The organism is Polyangium mundeleinium (assembly GCF_028369105.1).
GTDB lineage: Bacteria > Myxococcota_A > Polyangia > Polyangiales > Polyangiaceae > Polyangium > Polyangium mundeleinium.
The window spans coordinates 5,919,872-5,939,336 of sequence record NZ_JAQNDO010000001.1; the positions used below are offsets into that span (position 1 = coordinate 5,919,872).

Annotated in this window: 13 protein-coding genes; 9 read left to right on the forward strand and 4 right to left on the reverse strand. The window is 69.5% G+C overall.

Translation table 11 applies throughout. The features are described 5' to 3' along the window. Positions 1–11: 11 nt before the first annotated feature. Positions 12–2,567: a glycogen/starch/alpha-glucan phosphorylase gene (locus POL67_RS23545; protein ID WP_271920722.1), complete on the reverse strand. Its 2,556-nt coding sequence runs from the start codon at positions 2,565–2,567 to the stop codon at positions 12–14. 114 nt (positions 2,568–2,681) lie between these two features. On the opposite strand from POL67_RS23545, the gene POL67_RS23550 reads away from it, so the two are divergent. The 3 genes from POL67_RS23550 (at position 2,682) to POL67_RS23560 (ending at position 5,768) form a co-directional block, all read left to right on the forward strand. Further along, on the forward strand, positions 2,682–3,413 hold the full coding sequence (locus tag POL67_RS23550; RefSeq protein WP_271920724.1) for a hypothetical protein: 732 nt from the start codon (positions 2,682–2,684) through the stop codon (positions 3,411–3,413). Positions 3,414–3,534: 121 nt separating this feature from the next. Beyond that, on the forward strand, positions 3,535–4,593 hold the full coding sequence (locus tag POL67_RS23555) for a hypothetical protein (protein WP_271920727.1): 1,059 nt from the start codon (positions 3,535–3,537) through the stop codon (positions 4,591–4,593). Next, positions 4,593–5,768, forward strand: a complete 1,176-nt coding sequence (locus POL67_RS23560) for a hypothetical protein (RefSeq protein ID WP_271920729.1) — start codon at positions 4,593–4,595, stop codon at positions 5,766–5,768. The genes POL67_RS23555 and POL67_RS23560 overlap by 1 nt, the downstream gene beginning before the upstream one ends. Before the next feature lie 93 nt (positions 5,769–5,861). Here POL67_RS23560 and POL67_RS23565 read toward each other — a convergent pair whose 3' ends face one another. Next, the gene (locus tag POL67_RS23565; protein ID WP_271920731.1) at positions 5,862–6,518 is read right to left on the reverse strand and encodes an OmpH/Skp family outer membrane protein; all 657 of its coding nucleotides are present in this window, start codon (positions 6,516–6,518) and stop codon (positions 5,862–5,864) included. A 126-nt stretch (positions 6,519–6,644) separates the two neighbouring features. Next, positions 6,645–10,553 (reverse strand): serine/threonine-protein kinase, encoded by a 3,909-nt coding sequence (locus POL67_RS23570; protein ID WP_271920733.1) that lies wholly within the window; start codon positions 10,551–10,553, stop codon positions 6,645–6,647. Positions 10,554–10,696: 143 nt separating this feature from the next. Between POL67_RS23570 and POL67_RS23575 the strand changes: the two genes are divergently transcribed. From POL67_RS23575 to POL67_RS23600, 6 genes are all read left to right on the forward strand, one after another. Beyond that, complete coding sequence (locus POL67_RS23575; RefSeq protein WP_271920735.1) at positions 10,697–11,863, forward strand: DNA alkylation repair protein; 1,167 nt, start codon at positions 10,697–10,699, stop codon at positions 11,861–11,863. A gap of 219 nt (positions 11,864–12,082) precedes the next feature. Then, complete coding sequence (locus POL67_RS23580; RefSeq protein WP_271920737.1) at positions 12,083–12,601, forward strand: hypothetical protein; 519 nt, start codon at positions 12,083–12,085, stop codon at positions 12,599–12,601. Positions 12,602–12,701: 100 nt separating this feature from the next. Next, entirely contained in the window at positions 12,702–13,871 is a 1,170-nt protein-coding gene (locus tag POL67_RS23585) for a hypothetical protein (protein WP_271920740.1), read from the forward strand. A gap of 15 nt (positions 13,872–13,886) precedes the next feature. Then, positions 13,887–16,967: a tetratricopeptide repeat protein gene (locus tag POL67_RS23590; RefSeq protein WP_271920743.1), complete on the forward strand. Its 3,081-nt coding sequence runs from the start codon at positions 13,887–13,889 to the stop codon at positions 16,965–16,967. Beyond that, positions 16,968–17,600 carry a hypothetical protein gene (locus POL67_RS23595; protein WP_271920745.1) on the forward strand — a complete coding sequence of 211 codons (633 nt, stop codon included), beginning with the start codon at positions 16,968–16,970 and terminating at the stop codon, positions 17,598–17,600. A gap of 80 nt (positions 17,601–17,680) precedes the next feature. Further along, the gene (locus POL67_RS23600) at positions 17,681–18,535 is read left to right on the forward strand and encodes a hypothetical protein (protein ID WP_271920747.1); all 855 of its coding nucleotides are present in this window, start codon (positions 17,681–17,683) and stop codon (positions 18,533–18,535) included. Positions 18,536–18,542: 7 nt separating this feature from the next. On the opposite strand, the gene POL67_RS23605 is transcribed toward POL67_RS23600, so the two are convergent. Beyond that, the gene (locus tag POL67_RS23605; RefSeq protein ID WP_271920749.1) at positions 18,543–19,346 is read right to left on the reverse strand and encodes a hypothetical protein; all 804 of its coding nucleotides are present in this window, start codon (positions 19,344–19,346) and stop codon (positions 18,543–18,545) included. Between the last annotated feature and the right edge of the window lie 119 nt (positions 19,347–19,465).

The following is a 19,465-nucleotide window of genomic DNA, read 5'->3' on the forward strand; positions in this document are numbered from 1 at the left end:
GCGGAGAGGCCCTACTCGGCGGCAGGCTCTTCGGGGACGAGCCGGATGGGGCAGGGCTCGATCCGCCAGATTTCATTCGCGTATTCGAGCACCGTGCGGTCCGACGAGAAGCCGCCGACCCGCGCGATGTTGAGGGCGGCCTTGCGCGACCAGCCCTCCTCGTCGAGGAACGCCCGCTCGACGACCTTCTGCGCGTCGGCATACGCACGGAAATCGCTCATCACGAGGTAACGGTCGCGGCCGAGCAGCTCGTCGACGAGGGGGTGGAAGGCGTCGGGCTCGTCCGGCGAGAAGAAGCCGGTGCGGATGAAGTCGATCGCCTCGCGGAGCTCGGGATCGGCCTCGTACGCGGCGCGGCCGGGCACGCCCGACGCGAGGCGCGCCTCGACCTCCTCGGCCGTGAGCCCGAAGAGGAAGAAGTTTTCGGCCCCGACGGCCTCGCGGATCTCGATGTTGGCGCCGTCGTAGGTGCCGATCGTGAGCGCGCCGTTCATCGCGAGCTTCATGTTGCCGGTGCCGGAGGCCTCCATGCCGGCCGTCGAGATCTGCTCGGAGAGGTCGGCTGCCGGGATGATCTTCTCGGCGAGCGAGACGCGGTAGTTCGGCAGGAAGGCGACCTTGAGCTCGGGGACGCGGCTGTCGCCATTCACGACGGAGGCGATGGCGTGGATGAGCTTGATGATGAGCTTGGCCTGCCGATACCCGGGCGCGGCCTTGGCGCCGAAGATGAAGAGCCGCGGGTGCACGCGCTCGCCGCGCTTGGCGCGCAGGTAGAGCGTGACGATGTGGAGCGCGTTCAAGAGCTGGCGCTTGTATTCGTGCAGGCGCTTGATCTGGACGTCGAAGATCGCGCGGACGTCGACGTCGAAGCCGAGATCACGCTTGACGATGCGGGCCAGCGCCTCCTTGTTCGCGCGCTTGATCGCCCGGAGCTCGGCGAGGAACGACGGATCGTCCACGGCGGGCTCGAGCTCGGCGAGGCGCTCGAGCTCGGTGACGAAGCGCGGGCCGATGCGGGAGGTGATGAGCCGGGAGAGCTTGGGGTTGCAGGCGAAGAGCCAGCGGCGCGGCGTGACGCCGTTCGTCTTGTTGCTGAAGCGCTCGGGCCAGAACTCGTGGAAGTCGCGGAAGAGCGAGGTGCGCACGAGCTCGCTGTGGAGCTTGGCGACGCCGTTGACCGAGTGCGATCCGATGACTGCGAGGTGCGCCATGCGGACCATCCGCTCGGGGCCCTCCTCGAAGATGCTCATGCGCCGGGCGCGGCCTTGATCGTAGGGGAAGGCGACGGTCACCGCGCGGAGCAGGCGCCGGTTGATCTCCTGGATGATCTCCAGGTGGCGCGGCAAGATGCGCTCGAAGAGCGCGACGGGCCAGCGCTCGAGCGCCTCGGGCAGGAGCGTGTGGTTCGTGTAGCCGAAGGCCCGCACGGTCTGCGTCCAGGCCTCGTCCCAGGAGAGGGCATGCTCGTCGACGAGCACGCGCATGAGCTCGGCGATGGCGATCGCCGGGTGCGTGTCGTTGAGCTGGATCGCGACCTTGTCGCCGAACTTCGAGAAGTCATCGTGGGTCTTCGTATAACGCCAGACGATGTCGTGGATCGAGCAGGCGACGAAGAAATACTCCTGCCGGAGCCTTAGCTCCTTGCCCTTGTCGAAGTTGTCGTTCGGGTAGAGGACCTTGGAGATGACCTCGGAGGCGTTCTTCTGCTGGACCGCGCTCACGTAGTCGCCGGCGTTGAAGAGGCCGAAGTCGAAGTCCTCGTGGGCGCGGGCCGCCCAGAGGCGCAGCGTGTTCACGGTGCCCGAGCCGTGGCCCGCGATGGGCGTGTCGTAAGGCACGCCGAGCACGTGATCGGCCGGGTTCCAGAGGACGCGGTAGCCGCCGCGGCCGTCCTGGACCATCTCGGTGCGGCCGCCGAAGCCAACGGTGACGGCGTACTCGGGTCGCTCGATTTCCCAGGGATTGCCGAATTTCAGCCACTCGTCGGCACGCTCGACCTGCGCGCCGTCGCGAATGATTTGCTCGAAAATGCCGAACTCGTACCGGATGCCGTAGCCCTGGCCAGGCAACTCCAGCGTGGCCATCGATTCGAGGATGCAGGCGGCGAGGCGCCCGAGGCCGCCGTTGCCGAGGCCCGCGTCGTGCTCGAGCTCCATCATCTCGTCGAGGTCGATCCCGAGCTCCTTCAGGACCGTGCGGTAGGTCTCCTCGACGCCGAGGGCCTGCAGGTTCGACTGGAGCGCGCGGCCGAGGAGGAACTCGGCCGAGAGGTAGTAGGCGCGCTTGACGTCCTTCTCGTAGTAGGTGCGCTGCGTTTGCGACCAGCGCTCCACGAGGCGGTCGCGGACGGCGAGCGAGAGCGCGACGAAGCGGTCGAAGCTCGTCGCGGCCTCGAAGTCGCGGGCGCGCGAGAACTGCACGTGGTCGGTGAACGCACGGCGGAGGGCGGCGGGGTGCATGCCCGTCCGGTCGTCCTCGACGCGGACGCGCGAGGGCACGGGGTCTTGGGCAGAGGCGGCGAAGGCGCCGTCGGGCGGCGCGGGAGGGCCCTGGAAGAAGGAGGTCATCGGGCGCGCATCATAGCGGACCTGCCGGGGCGCGCCGCAGGAGCTTGTCCCTCGGCGGCCGTGCTGTGGTAGACGGACCCACGGCCCGCGCTCTCGCGCGGCGAGAGAGGAACCATGAGCAAGACCCGTGGGGCGATGGTGGGTGGGGCGCTGCGAGGCGGGGCGATGATCGCGCTCTTCCTCGGTCTCGGGGCGGTTGGCTGTGGGTTCTTGAAGCAGGAAGAACCCGAGAAGAAGGCGTTCGGCGTGGCCTGCACGAAGGACACGGACTGCGCATCGCTTCAGTGCGCGGTCACGGGCAGCATCTGCACGAAGAGCTGCACGTACGACAAGGACTGCGGCGATGGGCTCGTTTGTCGCGCCAAGGACACGGGCTCGGGGCTGGAGTGCAGCAAGGCCGCCGGCTCGAAGGTCGGCGCGAGCTGTGCGACCGCGGCAGAGTGTGATCACGGCTTCTGCCTGAAGAAGGCCGACGCGCCGAGCGAGCCCGGCTTCTGCTCGGCCACGTGCCAGGGCCCCGGCGAGTGCCCCGAGGGCTACAAGCTCTGCGATACGCTCACGGCCAGCGACACGACGAAGATGTGCATCCTCGGCGACGACCGGATCCCGATCGGGGAGCGGCCGAAGTTCACGGCGCCCACGACGACCGTGAAGACGACGGCGACGGCCACGGCGACGGCGACGTCGACGGCGAGCGCGGCCCCGACGACGACCGCGACGGCGAGCGCGACGGCGACGTCGACGGCGAGCGCGGCCCCGACGACGACCGCGACGGCGAGCGCGACCGCGACGACGTCCACGGGACGGCCGCGCATCAAGCTCGATCTCGGCAAGGCGAAGAAGTGACGTTTGCCCGGAGGAGCCCGCGCGCGGCTTTTCGCGCGGGTGTTCCGGCGCGCGCGGGGGTCGGGTAGAATCGAATCGCTCGCTGCCTCGAGAGGATCGCGGGCGTCGGGAGCAGAGGTCGATGAACATGTCTCAGCGAAGGGCGCGTCGCGCGTCGCGCGTGGCGATGATGGCCGGCGCCGCGGCGATCGCGCTCTTCTCGCAGGGTGACGCCTCCGCACAATCGAAAGAAGAGCTCGACAAGGCGCGCACGCTCTTCCGCGAGGGAATCGCGCTCAGCGCGGCGAACAACTGCTCCGGCGCGCTCGTGAAGTTCAAGGCCGTCGCCGCCGTGAAGATGACCCCGCAGGTCGCCTTCAACATCGCCGAGTGCGAGGAGAAGCTCGGCAAGCTGCTCTCGGCGCTCGGCAACTACAGGCTCGCGGCGAGCGCGGCCGCGGGCGACAAGAAGGCCGCGGACGTCGCCACTGCGGCCACGCCGAAGATCGCAGCCATCGAGGAGCGCCTGCCGAAGCTCACGATCGCGCGCGGCAAGGGCGCGGAGGCGGCCGTCATCGAGCTCGACGGCACCGAGCTCGGCGTGACGCAGGTCGGCGTGGAGATGCCCGTCGATCCCGGCCCGCACTACATCGTGGCGAAGCTCGGCAACCGCGAGATTTGGAAGGACTCGATCAACGTCCCCGAGCGCGACAAGAAGACCGTGGAGGTCGTGGTCAAGGACGAGCCCGCGCCGTCGGACGGCCCGAAAAACGAGGGAAAGCCGCCGCCTCCGCCGCCTCCGCCGCCTCCGCCGCCTCCGCCGAGCGGCCCCAGCATCCCGGGGATCGTGCTCACGGGCATCGGCGTCGCGGGGATCGGCGCAGGGCTCGCGCTCTTCTTCGGGCCGCGGCAATCGACGATCAACGAGCTCGAGGATCTCTGCGGCGGCGACACGTCGTGCCCGCCGTCGGCGAAAGCAACTGCGGATCAAGGGCGGCTGTTCACGGGGATCGCGGAGGCGGCCGTGGGCGTCGGGGCCGCGAGCTTGATCACGGGCGTCATCCTGCTTGCGACGAATGGTTCGAAAAAATCATCCGCGCCGGCGCAATCAGCCTCGGCGGAGATCGAGCGAGGCGCGCGGTTCATCGGCGCCGCGCCCGGCGCGACGCTCGGCGGCGTGAGCCTCGTGGGGAGGTTCTAATGGCACGTCGAGCACGTTCATCCGCGCGCGTGGCTTCGTGGCTTTTGGTCGCGGGGCTCGGCGTGGTCGTGATGCCGGCCGCGTGCCTCTATCCGGCCTACACGTTCGACGAACCCGAGCCTTCGGGGAGCGGCGGCTCGGGCGGGCAGGGCGGGCAGGGCGGCGAGGGCGGCGACGGCATGGGCGGGCAGGGCGGAATGCCCGGCACCGAGGATTGCCTGAACGGCACCGACGACGACGGCGATACGCTCGTCGACTGCGCCGACGACGATTGCACGCCGGGGTTTTCCTGCGTGCCCGATACGCCCGTCGGCTGGGAGGGGTTCGCCGCGCTCTTCGAGGGCGCAGAGGCGCAGGAGCCCTCGTGCCCGGGCGCGTTTGCTTCGACGCCATACACGGGCAACCACACGCTGCTCACGCAGCCGCATACCTGCTCGGCTTGCACGTGCGGATCGCCCAAGGGCCAGACCTGCACGTTGCCGACCACGATCACCCTCTCCGACAAACCCTGTGGTCAGGCGGCGGGCATCTCGAATCCCTTCAACCCTCCGATGGGCTGGACGGGGGCCTGCTCCGCGCAATCCGGCTACGCGCTCGAGCAGGTTTGCGGCGGCGTCCCGTGCAACCCCTCGGTGAGCGCGCCGAAGCCCACGATCGTGGGCGGGAGCTGCGATCCCGCGGGTGGCGTCGCGAATATGCCGCCCGAGAGCTGGGCGTTCCTCGGCAAGGCGTGCATCAACGCGCCCAAGGGCGGCGGATGCGGCGCGGGCGAGGTTTGCCAGCCGCGAGCGCCGCTGCCGTTCCTGGGTGAGGTCTGCGTCTTCAAGGGCGGCGACAATAGCTGCCCCGCCGGGCAGTACGCCGACAAGCACCTTTTCTACGAGGACGTCGAGGATTCGCGTGCATGCACCACGTGCACCTGCAGTCCGCCCACGGGCAGCTCGTGCGACGCCACGGTCCAGGTCTACAGCGACACCGGCTGCAACAGCGAGCTCGCGAGCTTCACGGCCGGCCAGTGCGCGAACCTGCCGAACAACTTCGCGACGATCCTCGGGCGCAAGGCCGCGATCACGAACCCGCCAAGCGGTGGAGCTTGCGCCGTTTCCGGCGGCGGACAGGCCACGGGCGCGATCACGCCGGACAACGCGACGACGTTCTGCTGCCGCGTCCTCTGATCGACGCGTTCGAAAAAACGAAGCCGGATCCTGCGCTCCTCGCGCTTCGGATCCGGCTTTCGTGTCTCCGGGGTTCGCCTGGAGGCGAGCCGCTTACTTCTTCTTCGGCGCGGGCGCGGGGGCCGTCGCGGGCGCCGCGGGCGCCGCAGGCTTGCCCGGCTGCGTCGCGGGCGGTTTGCCTGCGTCACCACCGGCCTGGGCGCTGTTGTACATCTGGATCGCGCGATCCGTGATCTCCAGGTCGGCGCGCATGTAGGGGACCGCGGTCTTCTCCAGGATGATCTCGAAGCCGTCCTGGGCCGCGATCCGGCGCACGATGCCGATGATCTCCTGGTAGATCGGCGTCGTCAGCTCCGTCTCCTTGCGCTGCATCTCGCGCTGGTACTCCATCGCGATCGCCTGGAGATCGGCCGCCTGCTTCTGCAAGGCCTCGAAGCGCCGCTGGAGCTGGTCCTGGGACACCTTCTTGTTCTGCGCGTCCTTCTCCAGCGCTTCCTTTTCGGCCTGGAGCTTTTGCTGCTTGGCGTCGAGCTCGACCTGCCGGCTGTCGAAGAGCTTCTTCAGCGTCGCCTGGACACGCAAGCCCTTCTCGGTCTCCAGCATCGCGCGACGCACGTCGATGACGGCGATCTTCGACTGCGCCGCGGCCGTCTCCTCCGCCGCGAAGAACCCGCCCACGCCTGCGACGAGCGCGGCCGCGAGCACGGGGGCCCGCAACCCTTGGAGCCAAGACGAACGCCGAGGATTCACGAAACCAGTACGATCTGCACGCATCACTCGGGGGGACTAACCCCGAAGCCGGGTCGATGCAACGATTTCTTGCGTGCTACCGAACGAACCTTCCGCGTTCGAGCGGAGAAGCGCGTCGCACGCCGATCAGGTGCCTGCCTGAAAATACCGGCCCAGCCGGTGGTAGGCATACTGGACGATCCGATAGACCTCTTCGTTGCGACGAACGAACGCCTCGCGATGGTGAGGCATGCGGATCGTGCGGACGCGCTCCGTGAGGGCCGTGAAGGCCGCGTCGAGGACGGCGTTCGCCTCTTCGTCCTCACCGACCGAGAGCAGGGCTTCGACGAGCGTCACGCGAATGCCCTCTTCCCACTCCTCGACGGGCGCCGAGGCGAGGCGCGCGTTCGCGTCCCGAGCGGTCTCGACCGCGGCGTCGACGGCGCGCCGGGCGAGCTGGACGCGGGAGAGCGCGAAGAGCGCGAGGACCTGGAGGGCCGGCTGCGCGCGCGTCTCCTCGATCGCCCAGCGGGCCAGGCTCAGCGCGGTGGCGAGGTCGCCCGGGGCGCCGCGCCAGACGAGGAAGATCGTCTCGTAGATGCGCGTGTTCACCCGCAGGCGCGCGGCGTTCGTCTCGTCGGCGATGCGGGCGGCCTGGCGCTGGTGGTCGATGCCGAGATCGAGGTTGCCGAGGCGCGCGTAGCTCATGCCGAGGTTGTGCAGCGCGAAGGCTTCCAGGATGCGCATGCGGCGCGCGCGGGCGTCGAAGAGCGCGCGCTCCAGCATCGACTGCGCCTCCTCGAACATGCCGAGGTGGTTCAGCGCCGAGCCCACGTTAAGGCGGCCGCGCGTGGCAAAGGCGATGTCGCTGATGCTCTCGGCGACCTCGATGAGCGACGCGCCCGTGGTGACGACCTCGGACGGGTCGTTCATGTGGGCGATCGCGAAGAGCCGCGCGTCGAGGGCGCGTACGAGCGCTTCGCTGGCCCCGGAGGCGCGGGCCGCTTCGACGGCGTCGTTCGCCACGCGCATCGCCTCGCCGGGCTGCAGGCGATCGACGAGGCCGCGGACGCGCACCGCGAGCAGGCTCGCGCGGATCGGCGGCGAGAGCGTGTTCGCGTAGGGCGGCGTCAGGGCCCTGGCCGCGCGATCGTCGCCTTCGGCGGCGCGGCCCGACTCGATGAGCGCGGCCGCTGCGAGCCGCTGCGCCTCGCCCCACATGTCCGAGCCGGCGCGCGCGAGCTGCGCCGCTTCCTCGGCCGCGGCGATCCCGTCGAGCAGCCGGCCCATGAAGATCGAGAACTGCGCCCGCGCGACGAGGAGCTGCACGCGCACCTCGCCGGTCGCGCCGCAGGCGAGGCCGCGGTTCGCGAGCTCCAGGGCCGTCTCGAGCTGCGCGCCGTTCGTGTAGGCCTGCTTCGTGGCACGCGCGTAAAGCCGCGCCGCGCGCTCGTGCGCGCCACCTGCGTCCGCGTGCCGCGCGATGAGGCCCGCGTCGACGTCGCCCACGGATTCGAGCCAGTTGCCCGCGGCGAGGTGCAGCGCGGCGCGATCCTCGTCGAGGATCGCCTCGTACGCGGCGTCCCGCACGAGCGCCTGGCGGAAGATCCACTCGTCTTCCCCGGCGATCCGCGACTCCGGCTGGCGGGCCACGATCTCCGCGGCGAAGAGCTCCGAGAGCTCCAGGCCCACGCTTCGTCCGATGAGCGCGGTCACGCCGCCGGTCCAGAACGACTGGCCGAAGACGGAGGCCGCGCGCAGGACCTCGCGGACCTTGGAGGACATACGATCGAGGCGGAGCTGCACCACGGCCTGGACCGTGAGCGGCAGCTCGTTGCGGCCTTCGGCGGCGCAGCGGACGAGCTCCTCCAAAAAGAGCGCGTTGCCGTCGGCGCGCTTCACGAGGTTCGCCCGCGTGGCCGCGTCCATGCCCGGCAGGGCCGCGGAGACGAGGCGATCGGCGGCGAGCGGGGAGAGTGGCGCGAGCGACAGACGCGTGATGTTGCGGCGCTCCCAGAGCGCGCCGAGTCGCGAGGCGAGCTCCGTGCGGCCGAAGGCGAACACGGCGAAACGCAGGTCCGCGCAGCCGAGCAGCCAGTCGACCATTTCGAGCGTCGTGTCGTCGGCCCAGTGCACGTCTTCGAGCACGAGCACTTGCGGCGCGCGATCCGCCTCGGCGCGGACGTACGCTTCGAGCGACATGCGCAGGCGCGCCTGCATCAGCTCGGCGCTCGCGCGCGCGGCCCGCAGCGGCTCGTCGTCCTGATCCGGGAACGTCACGCCGACGAGCTCCCCCAAGAACCCCGCGACGAAGCGTTGTCCCGGTGGCAGGCGCGAGGCCACGTGCCTGCGCACCTTCACCACCTGATCGGCCGGCGCCTCGCCGTCCTGCAGGCCCATCACGGCGCGAAGCGCGCGGCCCAGCGCGGACAGGCTCGACGTCTGGCTGAGCGAATCGCCGCGGCAGATGAGCAGCTCCGGGCGCACCGGCGCGAGTTCCAGCCGCTGCACGAGCTCGCTCCGCACGCGGCTCTTGCCGATGCCCACGGCGCCGAGGACGAGCGCGCCGCGCGGCGTCGCGTCCTCCAGGAGCTCGCCGTAGATGCCTTGCAGGAGCGCGATCTCCTTCTCGCGGCCCACGGTCGGCGTGGGACGGCCGAGGAGCTGGCGCGCGACGAACCCGCTCGTGTCCTCGCGCAGCAGCACGCCCCCGCGCGCATCGGCTTGCAGGACGAACCGACCTTCGAGCGCGCTCGCGGCGTGCGTATCGACGCGGACCGTGCCCAGGCTCGCGAGCTCGATCTGGCCCACGGCGCGCTCGAGCGCCTGGCCTGCGAGGTTCGCCCGGCCGCGGATCGCCAGGCCAATCGCCACGGCGGCGCGCGCCGTCGGCAGCGCTTGCGTCACCACGAGCGCGGCGCGGGCGGCGCGCATCACCTCGTCCCCGCGCGAGTGCTCCACGCCGAGCACGGCCACCATCTGCTGATCGAGCAGCGGTTCGAGGCGCGTGTCGTCGCCGAGCACGGCGCGCAGCTTCTGATCGGCCTCGGCGTCGAGGCGCGCGCCGGCGAGCTCGAAGAGCACGGAGGCGACCACGCGGCGCTCGGCGGATCCGGGGCGCGAGGCGGGCACGGGCGGCGCGCCAGCGTCGGTGATGGTGATCGGCTTCTGGCCGGGGAGGGAGCGGACCGCCGAGGCGCTGCTGCGATCGGTCGCGGGCGGATCGTTGTTGAGCTGGCCGACGCGGGCGAGGGCGCGGGCGAGCTCGCCGCTGTTTTCGAAGCGATCCTCGCGGCTTCGCGCGACCGAGCGCAGGATCACGTCGGCGAGCGCCTCGGGCACGTCGAAGCGGATGCTCTGCGGGTTCGGCGGATCTTCCAGCACGAGGCGGCCGAGCAGCGCGATCACGTGCTCCGTCTCGAAGACGTTCCGTCCCGTCACGAGGCGGAACAGCACCGCGCCGAGCGAGTACACGTCGGCGCGCTCGTCGATCGGCTCGCCGCGGGCCTGCTCGGGGGCCATGAAATGCGGCGTCCCGATGATCGTCCCGCGCTCGGTCTGGTACTCGTCGGGGACGGGCGGCTTCACCACGCCGAAATCGATCAGCTTGATGGCCGTGCCCTTGCCGCGGACGAGGAAGATGTTCGAGAGCTTGAGGTCGCGATGAACAACGTTTCGCGCGTGGATCGCGGCCATCGCCGCGGCCGATCGCCGGACGACCTCCACCGCGTCGCGCATGCCGAGCGGCGCGCGCCGCTGTCGCTGGCCGAGGTCCTCGCCGTCGAGCCATTCCATCGCGAAGAACAGCCGCCCGTCGTTCCACGTCCCGTGCGTGACGTACTGGACGATGTTCGGGTGACGCAGGTCCGCGAGAATGGCGATCTCGCGCATGAACCGCACGCGCTCCTGCGGCGTCGCGCTGTCGCGCAGGAGCTTCAGCGCGACTTCCTGTCCCGTGAGCTGGTCGGTCGCCTTGTAAATGTCCCCCATGCCGCCGCTGCCTGCGCGACCTTCGATGAGGAACCGGTCCGACGCCTGACTGAACTCCGGGACCACTGCGCGTACAGGCTACGCGAGGTCCCGCGCGTGAGGGTAGATTTCCGATCGGAGAGCACGGGAAACGTCCCACCCCGAAAAATTTCGTCCGCGCGTGCCCGCATCTTCCCGCCTCCGCCGCCTCGTGTCATGGCGACGCTTGCATGGCCGAGCCGCTCAAGTTCTTCTTCGACGAACGCCTCGTGCGCCGCATCGCGGCCTCGATCCAGGGCGCCTGGCCCGATTTTCCATCACGAACGTTCATCGCCGAGGCCAAGACCGGACTCGACGACAAGGAGCTCAAGGAGCGCGGGCGCCACATCGCCGCGGCGCTCGGGCGCGCCTTGCCGGCCGACTTCGAGCGCGCGGTGGACATCCTCCTTCGCTCGCTCGAGACGCCCGCGTCCCGCGACGAGGGCGCGATGTCGAGCTTTTTCTACCTCCCGCATCTGACCTTCGTGGCGGAACGAGGGCTCGAGCACTTCGAGGCCTCGATGCGCGCCCAGCACGCGCTCACCCAGGTGTTCACGGCCGAGTTCTCGATCCGACCCTTCCTCCTCCGCGACCCGGAGCGATCGCTCGCGCGGCTCCGGACCTGGGCGACCGATCCGAGCGCCCACGTGCGCCGCCTCGTCTCCGAGGGCACGCGCCCGCGGCTTCCGTGGGCCCAGCGTTTGCCCGCGTTCATCGAGGATCCCACGCCCGTCCTCGAGCTGCTCGAGCTCCTGAAGGACGATCCCGAGCCGTACGTTCGCAACAGCGTGGCGAACAACCTCAACGACATTGCCAAGGATCATCCGGATCGGGTCGTCGCTTTGTGCCGCCACTGGCTGGAGGGAGCGGGGCCGGGCCGCACGTGGATCGTCCGGCACGCGCTCCGCTGGCTCGTCAAGCGCGGGCATCCGGGGGCGCTCGCGCTCTTTGGCGCCTCGGCTGCACCCGAAATTGCAATCGAGCGGGCGAGCGTCACGCCGAAGAAGGTCCCCCTCGGCGAGGAGGCGCGATTCTCTTGCGAAATCGTCTCGCGCGCGGGCGCGCCGCAGCGGCTCGTCGTCGATGCGGTGATTCATTATCCCGGCGCAACCGGAAAACACCGCCCCAAGGTCTTCAAGGTGCGCACGATCGAGCTCTCGCCGTCGGGGCGGGAGACGATTCAGGGCCGGGTATCGCTCGTCGATTTGACGACGCGCCGCCATTACCCGGGCGAACACCGGATCGAGCTCCGGATCAATGGCGAAGATTTTGCGCTTGGCCAGTTCGAAGCCATTGCATCGCGTAATGGAGGCCGCGCCGCACCCGGACGTGATTCCAGGCATGGCCGTCCGCGATAGCAAGGGCCTTGCCAGCGCGTCGATCGGTCATTGGGTGCAAAATCGCCGCACGGCGATGCAAAGGGTGGATCGGAATGGATCCAGAGGGGACGACGAGCCACCCGAGCGTCACGGCCCTGGCAAGGGGTGAACACGTCCTGGTCGGCGAGCCTGTTTTGGACGTGGGGGGCGGGGATGTCCCTGTGGCAGTTTCGCAGCGAGGGTGGTATCTTCGTCACGATGTCGTTCATCCTCAAGTCCACACCACCGCCGGCGCCGCCGAGCAGCGGCCGCGCCTCGGTGGTTCCTCCTCCGGGAGGCCTGTCGGCGCCGCGTGATACGGGCCGTCTCGCCTCGCTTTCAGGGGGCCAGGGCGTACTCGAGGGGGGGGTGCTCGACGTATCGCGCTGGCCGCTCGTCGTCCTGGTCAATCACCCGCGCGCGAACGAGGCGCAAACCGAGCAGTTCGTCAAAAATCTGGCGCTCGTCCTCCGGAGCCGCGGAGGGAAGTTCGCCCTTTTGCACGATTATCGCGGGACGAAGGAGCTCTCGCCCAAACAACGCAAGACGATGGCGGATCACATCGCGCAGAACGTCGAGATTTATCGCCGCTGCTCGGCCTGCGCGTTCGTCGTCGACGCGGCCTTCCCCAAAGGCGCGCTCACCGCGATTTTCTGGATGTCGACGCCGCCCTATCCCTACCGCATGTTCCCCGACGTCGAGTCGGCCGAGCGCTGGGCCCTCGGCAGCCTCGGCTGACGAACCCCGGCGCCCCGTTTTCGCCGTCAAACGGGAGGCGCGGATGCGGAGGGCTGCTTTCCCGTTGTCCTCGCGTCGAGGTCGTGCGAGCGTCCCGGACATGGGTCTCCCCTCGCACTGGTGGAAGGATCAAAAGCCTTTCCTCGACGCGCTCTTCGCAGACACGGCGGGGGATTCGGGGCAGCCAGGGAAAACGGGCTGGGTGTGGCTGAGCGAGCACGAGAGCCGCGAGGCGTCCGCGCGGATCCACAGCACGGAGGCGCGGGACGATGCGCCGCTCGAGGCGTGGATCCCCGCGGAAGCGCACGAGGCTTGCCTCGGTATGCTCGAAGGCGCGGTCCCGCTCGCGACGCGCGGCGATCTGCGCGCCGACCGCTGGATGCGGAAGATCCACAATCCAACGTTGTTCGCCGACCCTGCGCGGCCGGATCAGCTCTGGATCGCGCTCCACGAGACCACGCCTCCGCCGCTGTGGATCCCCGCGGGGACGACGGCGGCGTCGCTCGCCGCGGCCTTTGCGCCGTACATCTGGCCCGAGACGCAGGATCCATTGCCGGCGGTGGTCGGTTTGCCCCGGAGCGTCCGGATCTTCCTCGGCACCGAGACCGAGATGGGCGCCGATTTCGAGACCATCGCGCGGTTTTTCCAGGGCCTGCCCGGCACCGACAGCCTGCCCTGGGGGACGCGGTTCGCCGAGGATCCGTGGCCGGATCACCCCACGGGGATCGCGCTCGTCGGGGCCGGGTATCGAATGCCAGAGAACATGGCGCAAGTCGACGGGGCCGTGCCGAGCATCACGCTGCGGTCACGCCGCCTCGGCGCCACGATAACCATCTCTTCGATGGGCAAATTCTGCGTGCTCGAGGTCCGTTATGCCCCCGTCGCGCACGAGAGCATCCTGCCGGTGCTCACGCAGATCCTGCCGGGTTTGCCCAAGGGGTTGCCCTCGGACATGCCCGTCGACGCGCTCGCGGTCGTGGCGCGGTTTCGTGGATATCAGGCGGACGAGCTCCTGGAAATGGTCCGCAATCCCGAGGAGACGCCGTCGCTCGGCTATCATGGGATGGCGTGCCTCGCGACGATGGGCGATGACGGCGCCGCCGTGCGGACCTTGCTCGCCGAGTTCGGGGGCCGCGAGGATCCCCGGCAGCGGGGCCTCGGGTATCAGCTCGCTTCCTTCGCGCGGCACAAGCGATTTCTCCACGAGGCGCTCCTTCGCGAGACGGAGGCCGGGAACATCGAGGATTTGCGGAGAGCCCTCCGACCCTGACCTTCGAGGAACACCGTGAGCGAACAAATCGTGTATTTTCTTCGCGAGGACGTCCCGCTGCGCTCGATCTTCGAGGGCGTTCTCCGCGAGGGGTTTCAGATCGTGCGACGCGCGCCGCGCAAGGCCGATGCGCCGCCCTTCTGGAGCGTCAACATGGGCGAAGGGCGGCACATGGTGCTCGTCGATTCTCCCCTGTTCGGCGTCCGCTACATCGAATGGCGGAGCGGCAAGCCGATGCCCGCCTGGCTCGAATCGTCGGTCGTGCGTCGCTCGGTGGACGAGCTCGCGACGCGGGCGGAGGCGGCGAAGGCGCCTGAAGAGAAGATCGCCACGCTTTGCGAGGCCGTCGCTGTGGCGGCGCCGACGCTGCCCGACCGAATTCGCAGCGTGCTCGCGGCGAGATTACGCGACGGCGAGGAGGCCGTCCGCTTTATGGCGCACAAGGCCGTTGTGGCGCTGTCGGACGCGTCGCTGGAGCAGACGCTCGGCGAGATGCTCGCGGGCGGGCCCGTGCCCGAGGACATGCTGGCATGGGCGCGTGAGCTCCACGCGCTTGCAGAAAAAGCCGTGCGCGGCGATTTCATCGATGATCTCGATACGCAGAACGAAGATTATCTGCGCGACGCGCTCCGGCGTGATCTGACAGAGAAAAAATGGCGCCGCGTGGAGGTCGCCGCGGCGCGGCTCCTGTGGAAGGAGATGCCGCTCTACGAGCTCGAAGCGGCGGCCGCGTGGGCGCAGGCCATGGCGGCGACCGGGCGCGTCTGGAAGGCGTACTTCGCGGCGCTGCTCGTCTCGGAGATCGAGCGCTCGCGTGGGGAGGAAGGCCTCGCGGCCGTCGTGCGGGCCGAGATCGAGCCGACGCTGGCGTCGCGCGAGGATCTGCCGATCCGGGAGGATCTGCACCCGATCCTCTGGATCGTGCGGGACCGATTGAATGACGACTACACGGCGGCGTGTGATCGCGCGATCGACGCGATGGATGCGCACGTAAAGAACCTCGAGGCCGAGCGTGTTCTCTTTCGGGCGATCTCGCAGCGCAATGGCCCCGAAGGGCGGCCGCTCGCGAAAAAGCTCCGGGATCTCTTGCCAGGCGCGATCACGCCGCTCGCGCTCCTCACGTATCTGCATGAATCGGGCGATACGGGGGACGAGGCGCTCGCGGACGCCGAGGCGCTCGCGGCGGCGATGGCCCAGCGCGAGCTCGTGGCGAAAGGAAAGGCCGAGCCGCCTTCACCCGAGATCGCCTCGTTCGACGCGTGGGCCGAGGGGATCCTCGCGTACCAGGCGCGGAGGCCGAAGGATCTCATTCGCGAGCACATCCGGATCTTGCAGAAGCGCGGCGACAACGAGGGCGCCCTGCGCGCCGCCGAGCGCGCGATTGTCGCGGAGGACTCGGCCCTCGCCTGGATGGACAAGGGCTTCATCCTCACGTCGATGAAGCGCCACGCGGACGCGATTGCGGCGTACACCGAGGCGATCGCGCGCGTCGACAAGGACGGCAAGGTGCTGCTCGGCGGCAGCTACGACGTCCTCTGGTTCAATCGGGCCTGCGAGCGCGCGATCACGGGCGATCACGAGGGCGCGCTGCGCGATCTCGCCATCGTCGTCGCGAAAGACAAGGAATGGATCGACAAGGCGCGGGCCGACGATTATTTCGATTCGGTCCGCGAAGATCCACGCTTCGAGGGGATCCTCGCGGGGACGTACGAGTTCCCGCCGGAGAGCGCGCCCTTCGATTGGAAGACGCTCGCCGACCACGCGAAAGGGCTCTCGTTTCTCGGGCGGTACGAGGAGGCGATCGTGGCCGGGCGCGAGGGGCTGCGCAAGGCGGAAAAGGCGCTCGGGCCCGAGGATCCGGGCCTTGCGACGTGCCTCGAAAATCTGGGATTCGCCGCGACCTGGGGCGGCGAACCCCAGCAGGGCGTGGCGGCGCTCCGCCGTGCCGTTGCCATTCGCGAGCGAATCGACGCCGGCTCGCGCGAGGCCGGGGAGGCCTATCACCACCTCGGCAGCGCCCTCGGGATGACCGGGGATGCTGCGGGCGCCGAACTTTATTACGGAAAAGCACTCGCGCTCCGGGAAAAACACGACGGGGTCGAGAGCGCGATGGCGGCGAAGAGCTGGGGCGATATGGCTGGCCTCTCGCTCGGCGCGGGCCGGAGGGACGAGGGGATCGAGCGGCTCCACCGCGCGCGGTCCATCCTCGAAAAGGTGATCACCGGGTTCGAGGGCGAGGGGCGGGCGGCGGACGACGATTCGCTCGTCGAGGCGCGCGCCGATCTGCTCACGACGTGTACGAATCTGCTCGTCACGCGCACGCAGGGAGGCGAGCACGAGGCCGCGATCGAGGCGGCGCGGGGCGCGGTCGCGCAGGCGGTTCACCTGGGCACGCGCATCAATCCGAGGCTCCGCACCTCCATCGCGCAGACCTTGCAAGCGCTCGTGGAGCTGGGGATCGAAGGTGCGCTCGATACCCTCGCGGCCCTGGCCGACGCGGTCATGCCCAAGGAGCCGGCGGAGGTCGTCGAATCGCGCGTTCGCTGGTCGCGTATTCGTTTGGGGCTGCAAGCGATGCGCGAGGCTGGCTTCGGTGACGAGGTGATTCTCGCGCGCCTCAAGGACGCGCTGCGGGGCGAGCCGCCGCCGCCCGCGGTGGCGCGTGTCGCAGGCGCGACCGAGGCGCTCTCCGGGTTTGTCCAGGAGATCTCCACGACCCAGGGCACAAACATCGTGGTCACGCTCATGGCGCTGCAAACGGCGGAGGCAGGCGGCCGCACGCTCGACGAGACGCTGCACGACCTGCAAGAGCTCGCCATCAGCTCCGTCGCTGCCTCCGTCGAGAGCAAAGAGCCAAAAACGGAACAGGGCAAGGCCTCGCAGGTGAAGAGCGACGAGCCACCGCCCTGGGAGCGTGATCCGTTCGGCAATCCGTACCTTGACAGCGAGATGAATCGGCGTCTCGGTTACGACGACGAGGACGACACGTACGGAGACGAGGACGGCGAGGACGAAGGCGACATCGACGCAGACGGGGACGAGGACGAAGACGAGGGCGGGTACGGCGACGACGAGGGCGACGACGAGGACGGTTGAATGAGCGAGGGCCCGGGGAACGACGTACTCGCGACACGCCGGCCGTATCTGGCCGCGGCTTTCGTGCTGATCATGGGTGCCCGCATCCTTGGGACGGCCTTGTCGCCGGTGCTCTTCGCGCACGCGCCCCTCGCGCTCCTCGCGCTCTCCCCGGTCCCCGCCAATCTCGTCCTCGTCGCGGGGGTCTCCTCGCCGGTCGCGTACTGGGCCGTTGCATGGCCCATCTGCGTCGGGCAATGCCTGCTCGCGTATCTGTTTGGTCGCTCCGAGGGGACCCACGCCCTGCGCTGGCTCGTCGCGCGGGGGGTTGCCTCCGAGGGGCGCGTCGAGCGTCTCATGAGGCCGATGCGGATGAGCGCGCCCTTGCTCGTGATGGCCGTTCCAGGCCCCATCGCCAGCACCCTCGCGGGCGCATTCGCCGCCCCGGCGCGCCTGCTCGTGCCTGCGATCTTCGTGGCGCAGACCCTCTGGATCGGCCTCTGCCGCTTCTTCGGCGAGGCGCTCCTCGGCTGGATCGCGGCGCTGCGGGCAGAGGTCGTGAAGCACGCCTTGCCCTTGACGCTCGTCACTGTGGCGATCGTGACGTTCGTTCATTTCCGCAAGAAATGGGCGAAGCGCGCCGAGCGCCCGTGACTTGGGCTTGACGAGGGCGCCCTGTTCGCCCGACGCTGGGAGACTGCCGCGCCATCCCGCGCGTCTCGGGCGAGACATCAATGGGACGAACCATTCGAGGACACAAGGGGTTTTCCTACACGTACGTCGAGGGCGAGCAGCCGGTGAACCTGCTCTACCTCGCGGCCGTCTCCGGGGCGGGGATGTCGCTCGTCGTGCCCGAGATGGTCGGGCGCGTCGCCGGGGACGACACGCCCGTCGCGTGGAGCTGCCTCGCGCTCGGGCGCGCGCTCGTCGAGCGCGGCAAGGCGAGCCGGCAAGGTGAGCTCGCGGCGCTCCTGCGCAAGCTCGACGGCGACTGGATCCGCGTCGACGATCCGCACCACGTCCCCCTCGAATTCGTCCAGGATGCCATGGCCGAAAACGTGGTCGCGATCGTCGAGCGTATCGATGCGGAGGTCGAGCGGCCGCTTCGGGAGCTCACGCTCGCGGGCAAGTCCGGCTATCACCTGCCGCGGGCCGACTGGCCCAAGATGCTCGCGTTTGTCAACGAGTCGCTTCCACGCGCGAAGCGGCTCGACATGGGCATGCTGCGGGACGCGGCGGGTCAGGGCTCGGATGCGCTCGCGCCGCAAGGCTCATCGCTGCGCGGCAAGGTCGATTTTCTCCCGTTCATGGGCCTCTCGATCCTCTGCCACGCGGTGGAGCACGACCTCGAAGGCGTGCTCGTGCACGAGGACGAACCCGAGGTCCATGCCGACGGGTTTTGGGATCTCGCGCTTGCCTGGCACGATTGGCTCGGGGATGCGGCCGGAGGGATGGAGCCGAGCGTGCTTTTCGCGCGCGCGCTCGTCGCCCATTTCGCGCGCCGCAAGATCGAGGCGCGCCGCCTGCTCCTGTCCTGCGCGGACGCAGGGGAGCGGCGCGCGGCGAGGTATCTCGCGCTCCTGCGGTGATTCGGCGTCAGAAGCGGAACCCCGGCCCGAGGACGCTCAGCGTCAGGGCCGTGAGCGCGGCGCCCGCCAAAACCCACGCCGGCATCGGCGCGAGCTCCAGCGGTTGTTCGACCTCCCCTCGTGGGGCTTTTACCCACGCGGGGAGCCATGCCAGGAAAAACGTGCCGCCGAGGGTCGCCAGTGCGGAGGACAGCGCGAATTGCATTCCCTCGGCGTTCAGGAGCGCCGCGGCGCTGAAGAGCACGCCCCCGACGGCGCCGTAGGGAATCCAGCAGAGGACACGCGCGGCGCCCGCCCGCGCGGGGAGCTCGGCGCCGAGGTGGGGATCGAGCCGGCGCAAGAGCACGCGCAGCGCCGCGGCGGAGATCACGGCTCCGGCGAGCGTCAGCGCGATCCGAACGAGGAGCGGGTGCGGGAGGCCCACGATGAAATCGGCCCAGTCGCCATGATTCGCGAGGGGAGACGTCATCAGATAGCCCGCGCCCATGAAGAGGTTCACGGCCGCGAGCAACCAGTGTGCATACCAGCGATTGCCAGGCCGCCCGGGCGCGCGTGGCATCGTGGCGAGCGACAGGGCGCCGATCAGCAAGTTGGCGACCGTGCCGCCTGCTTCGACGGCGCGCACCGCCCATTCATGCAGGCCGGCCTTGTCACAATCGAACCAGGCGCTCGACATTCGCAGCGCCTTCCCGCCCACGAGCACGCACGCGCCCCCGTGACCCAGCCCCTCGTGACCGACCGTGGCCACGAAATACGCTGTGACACCAATGGCAAAGGCGGTGATTGCAGTCGACCGCGTCGACGTCTCCATGGCCGAAGAACCTCTTCCGCCAGGGAGCATCGGCGGCTGCAGGGGAGCCTACAACGGGCGCGTGCCGCGTGGCAACCCGCCCGACGCGCTCGTCCGGCCGCGCACCCAAATCGTCCCGC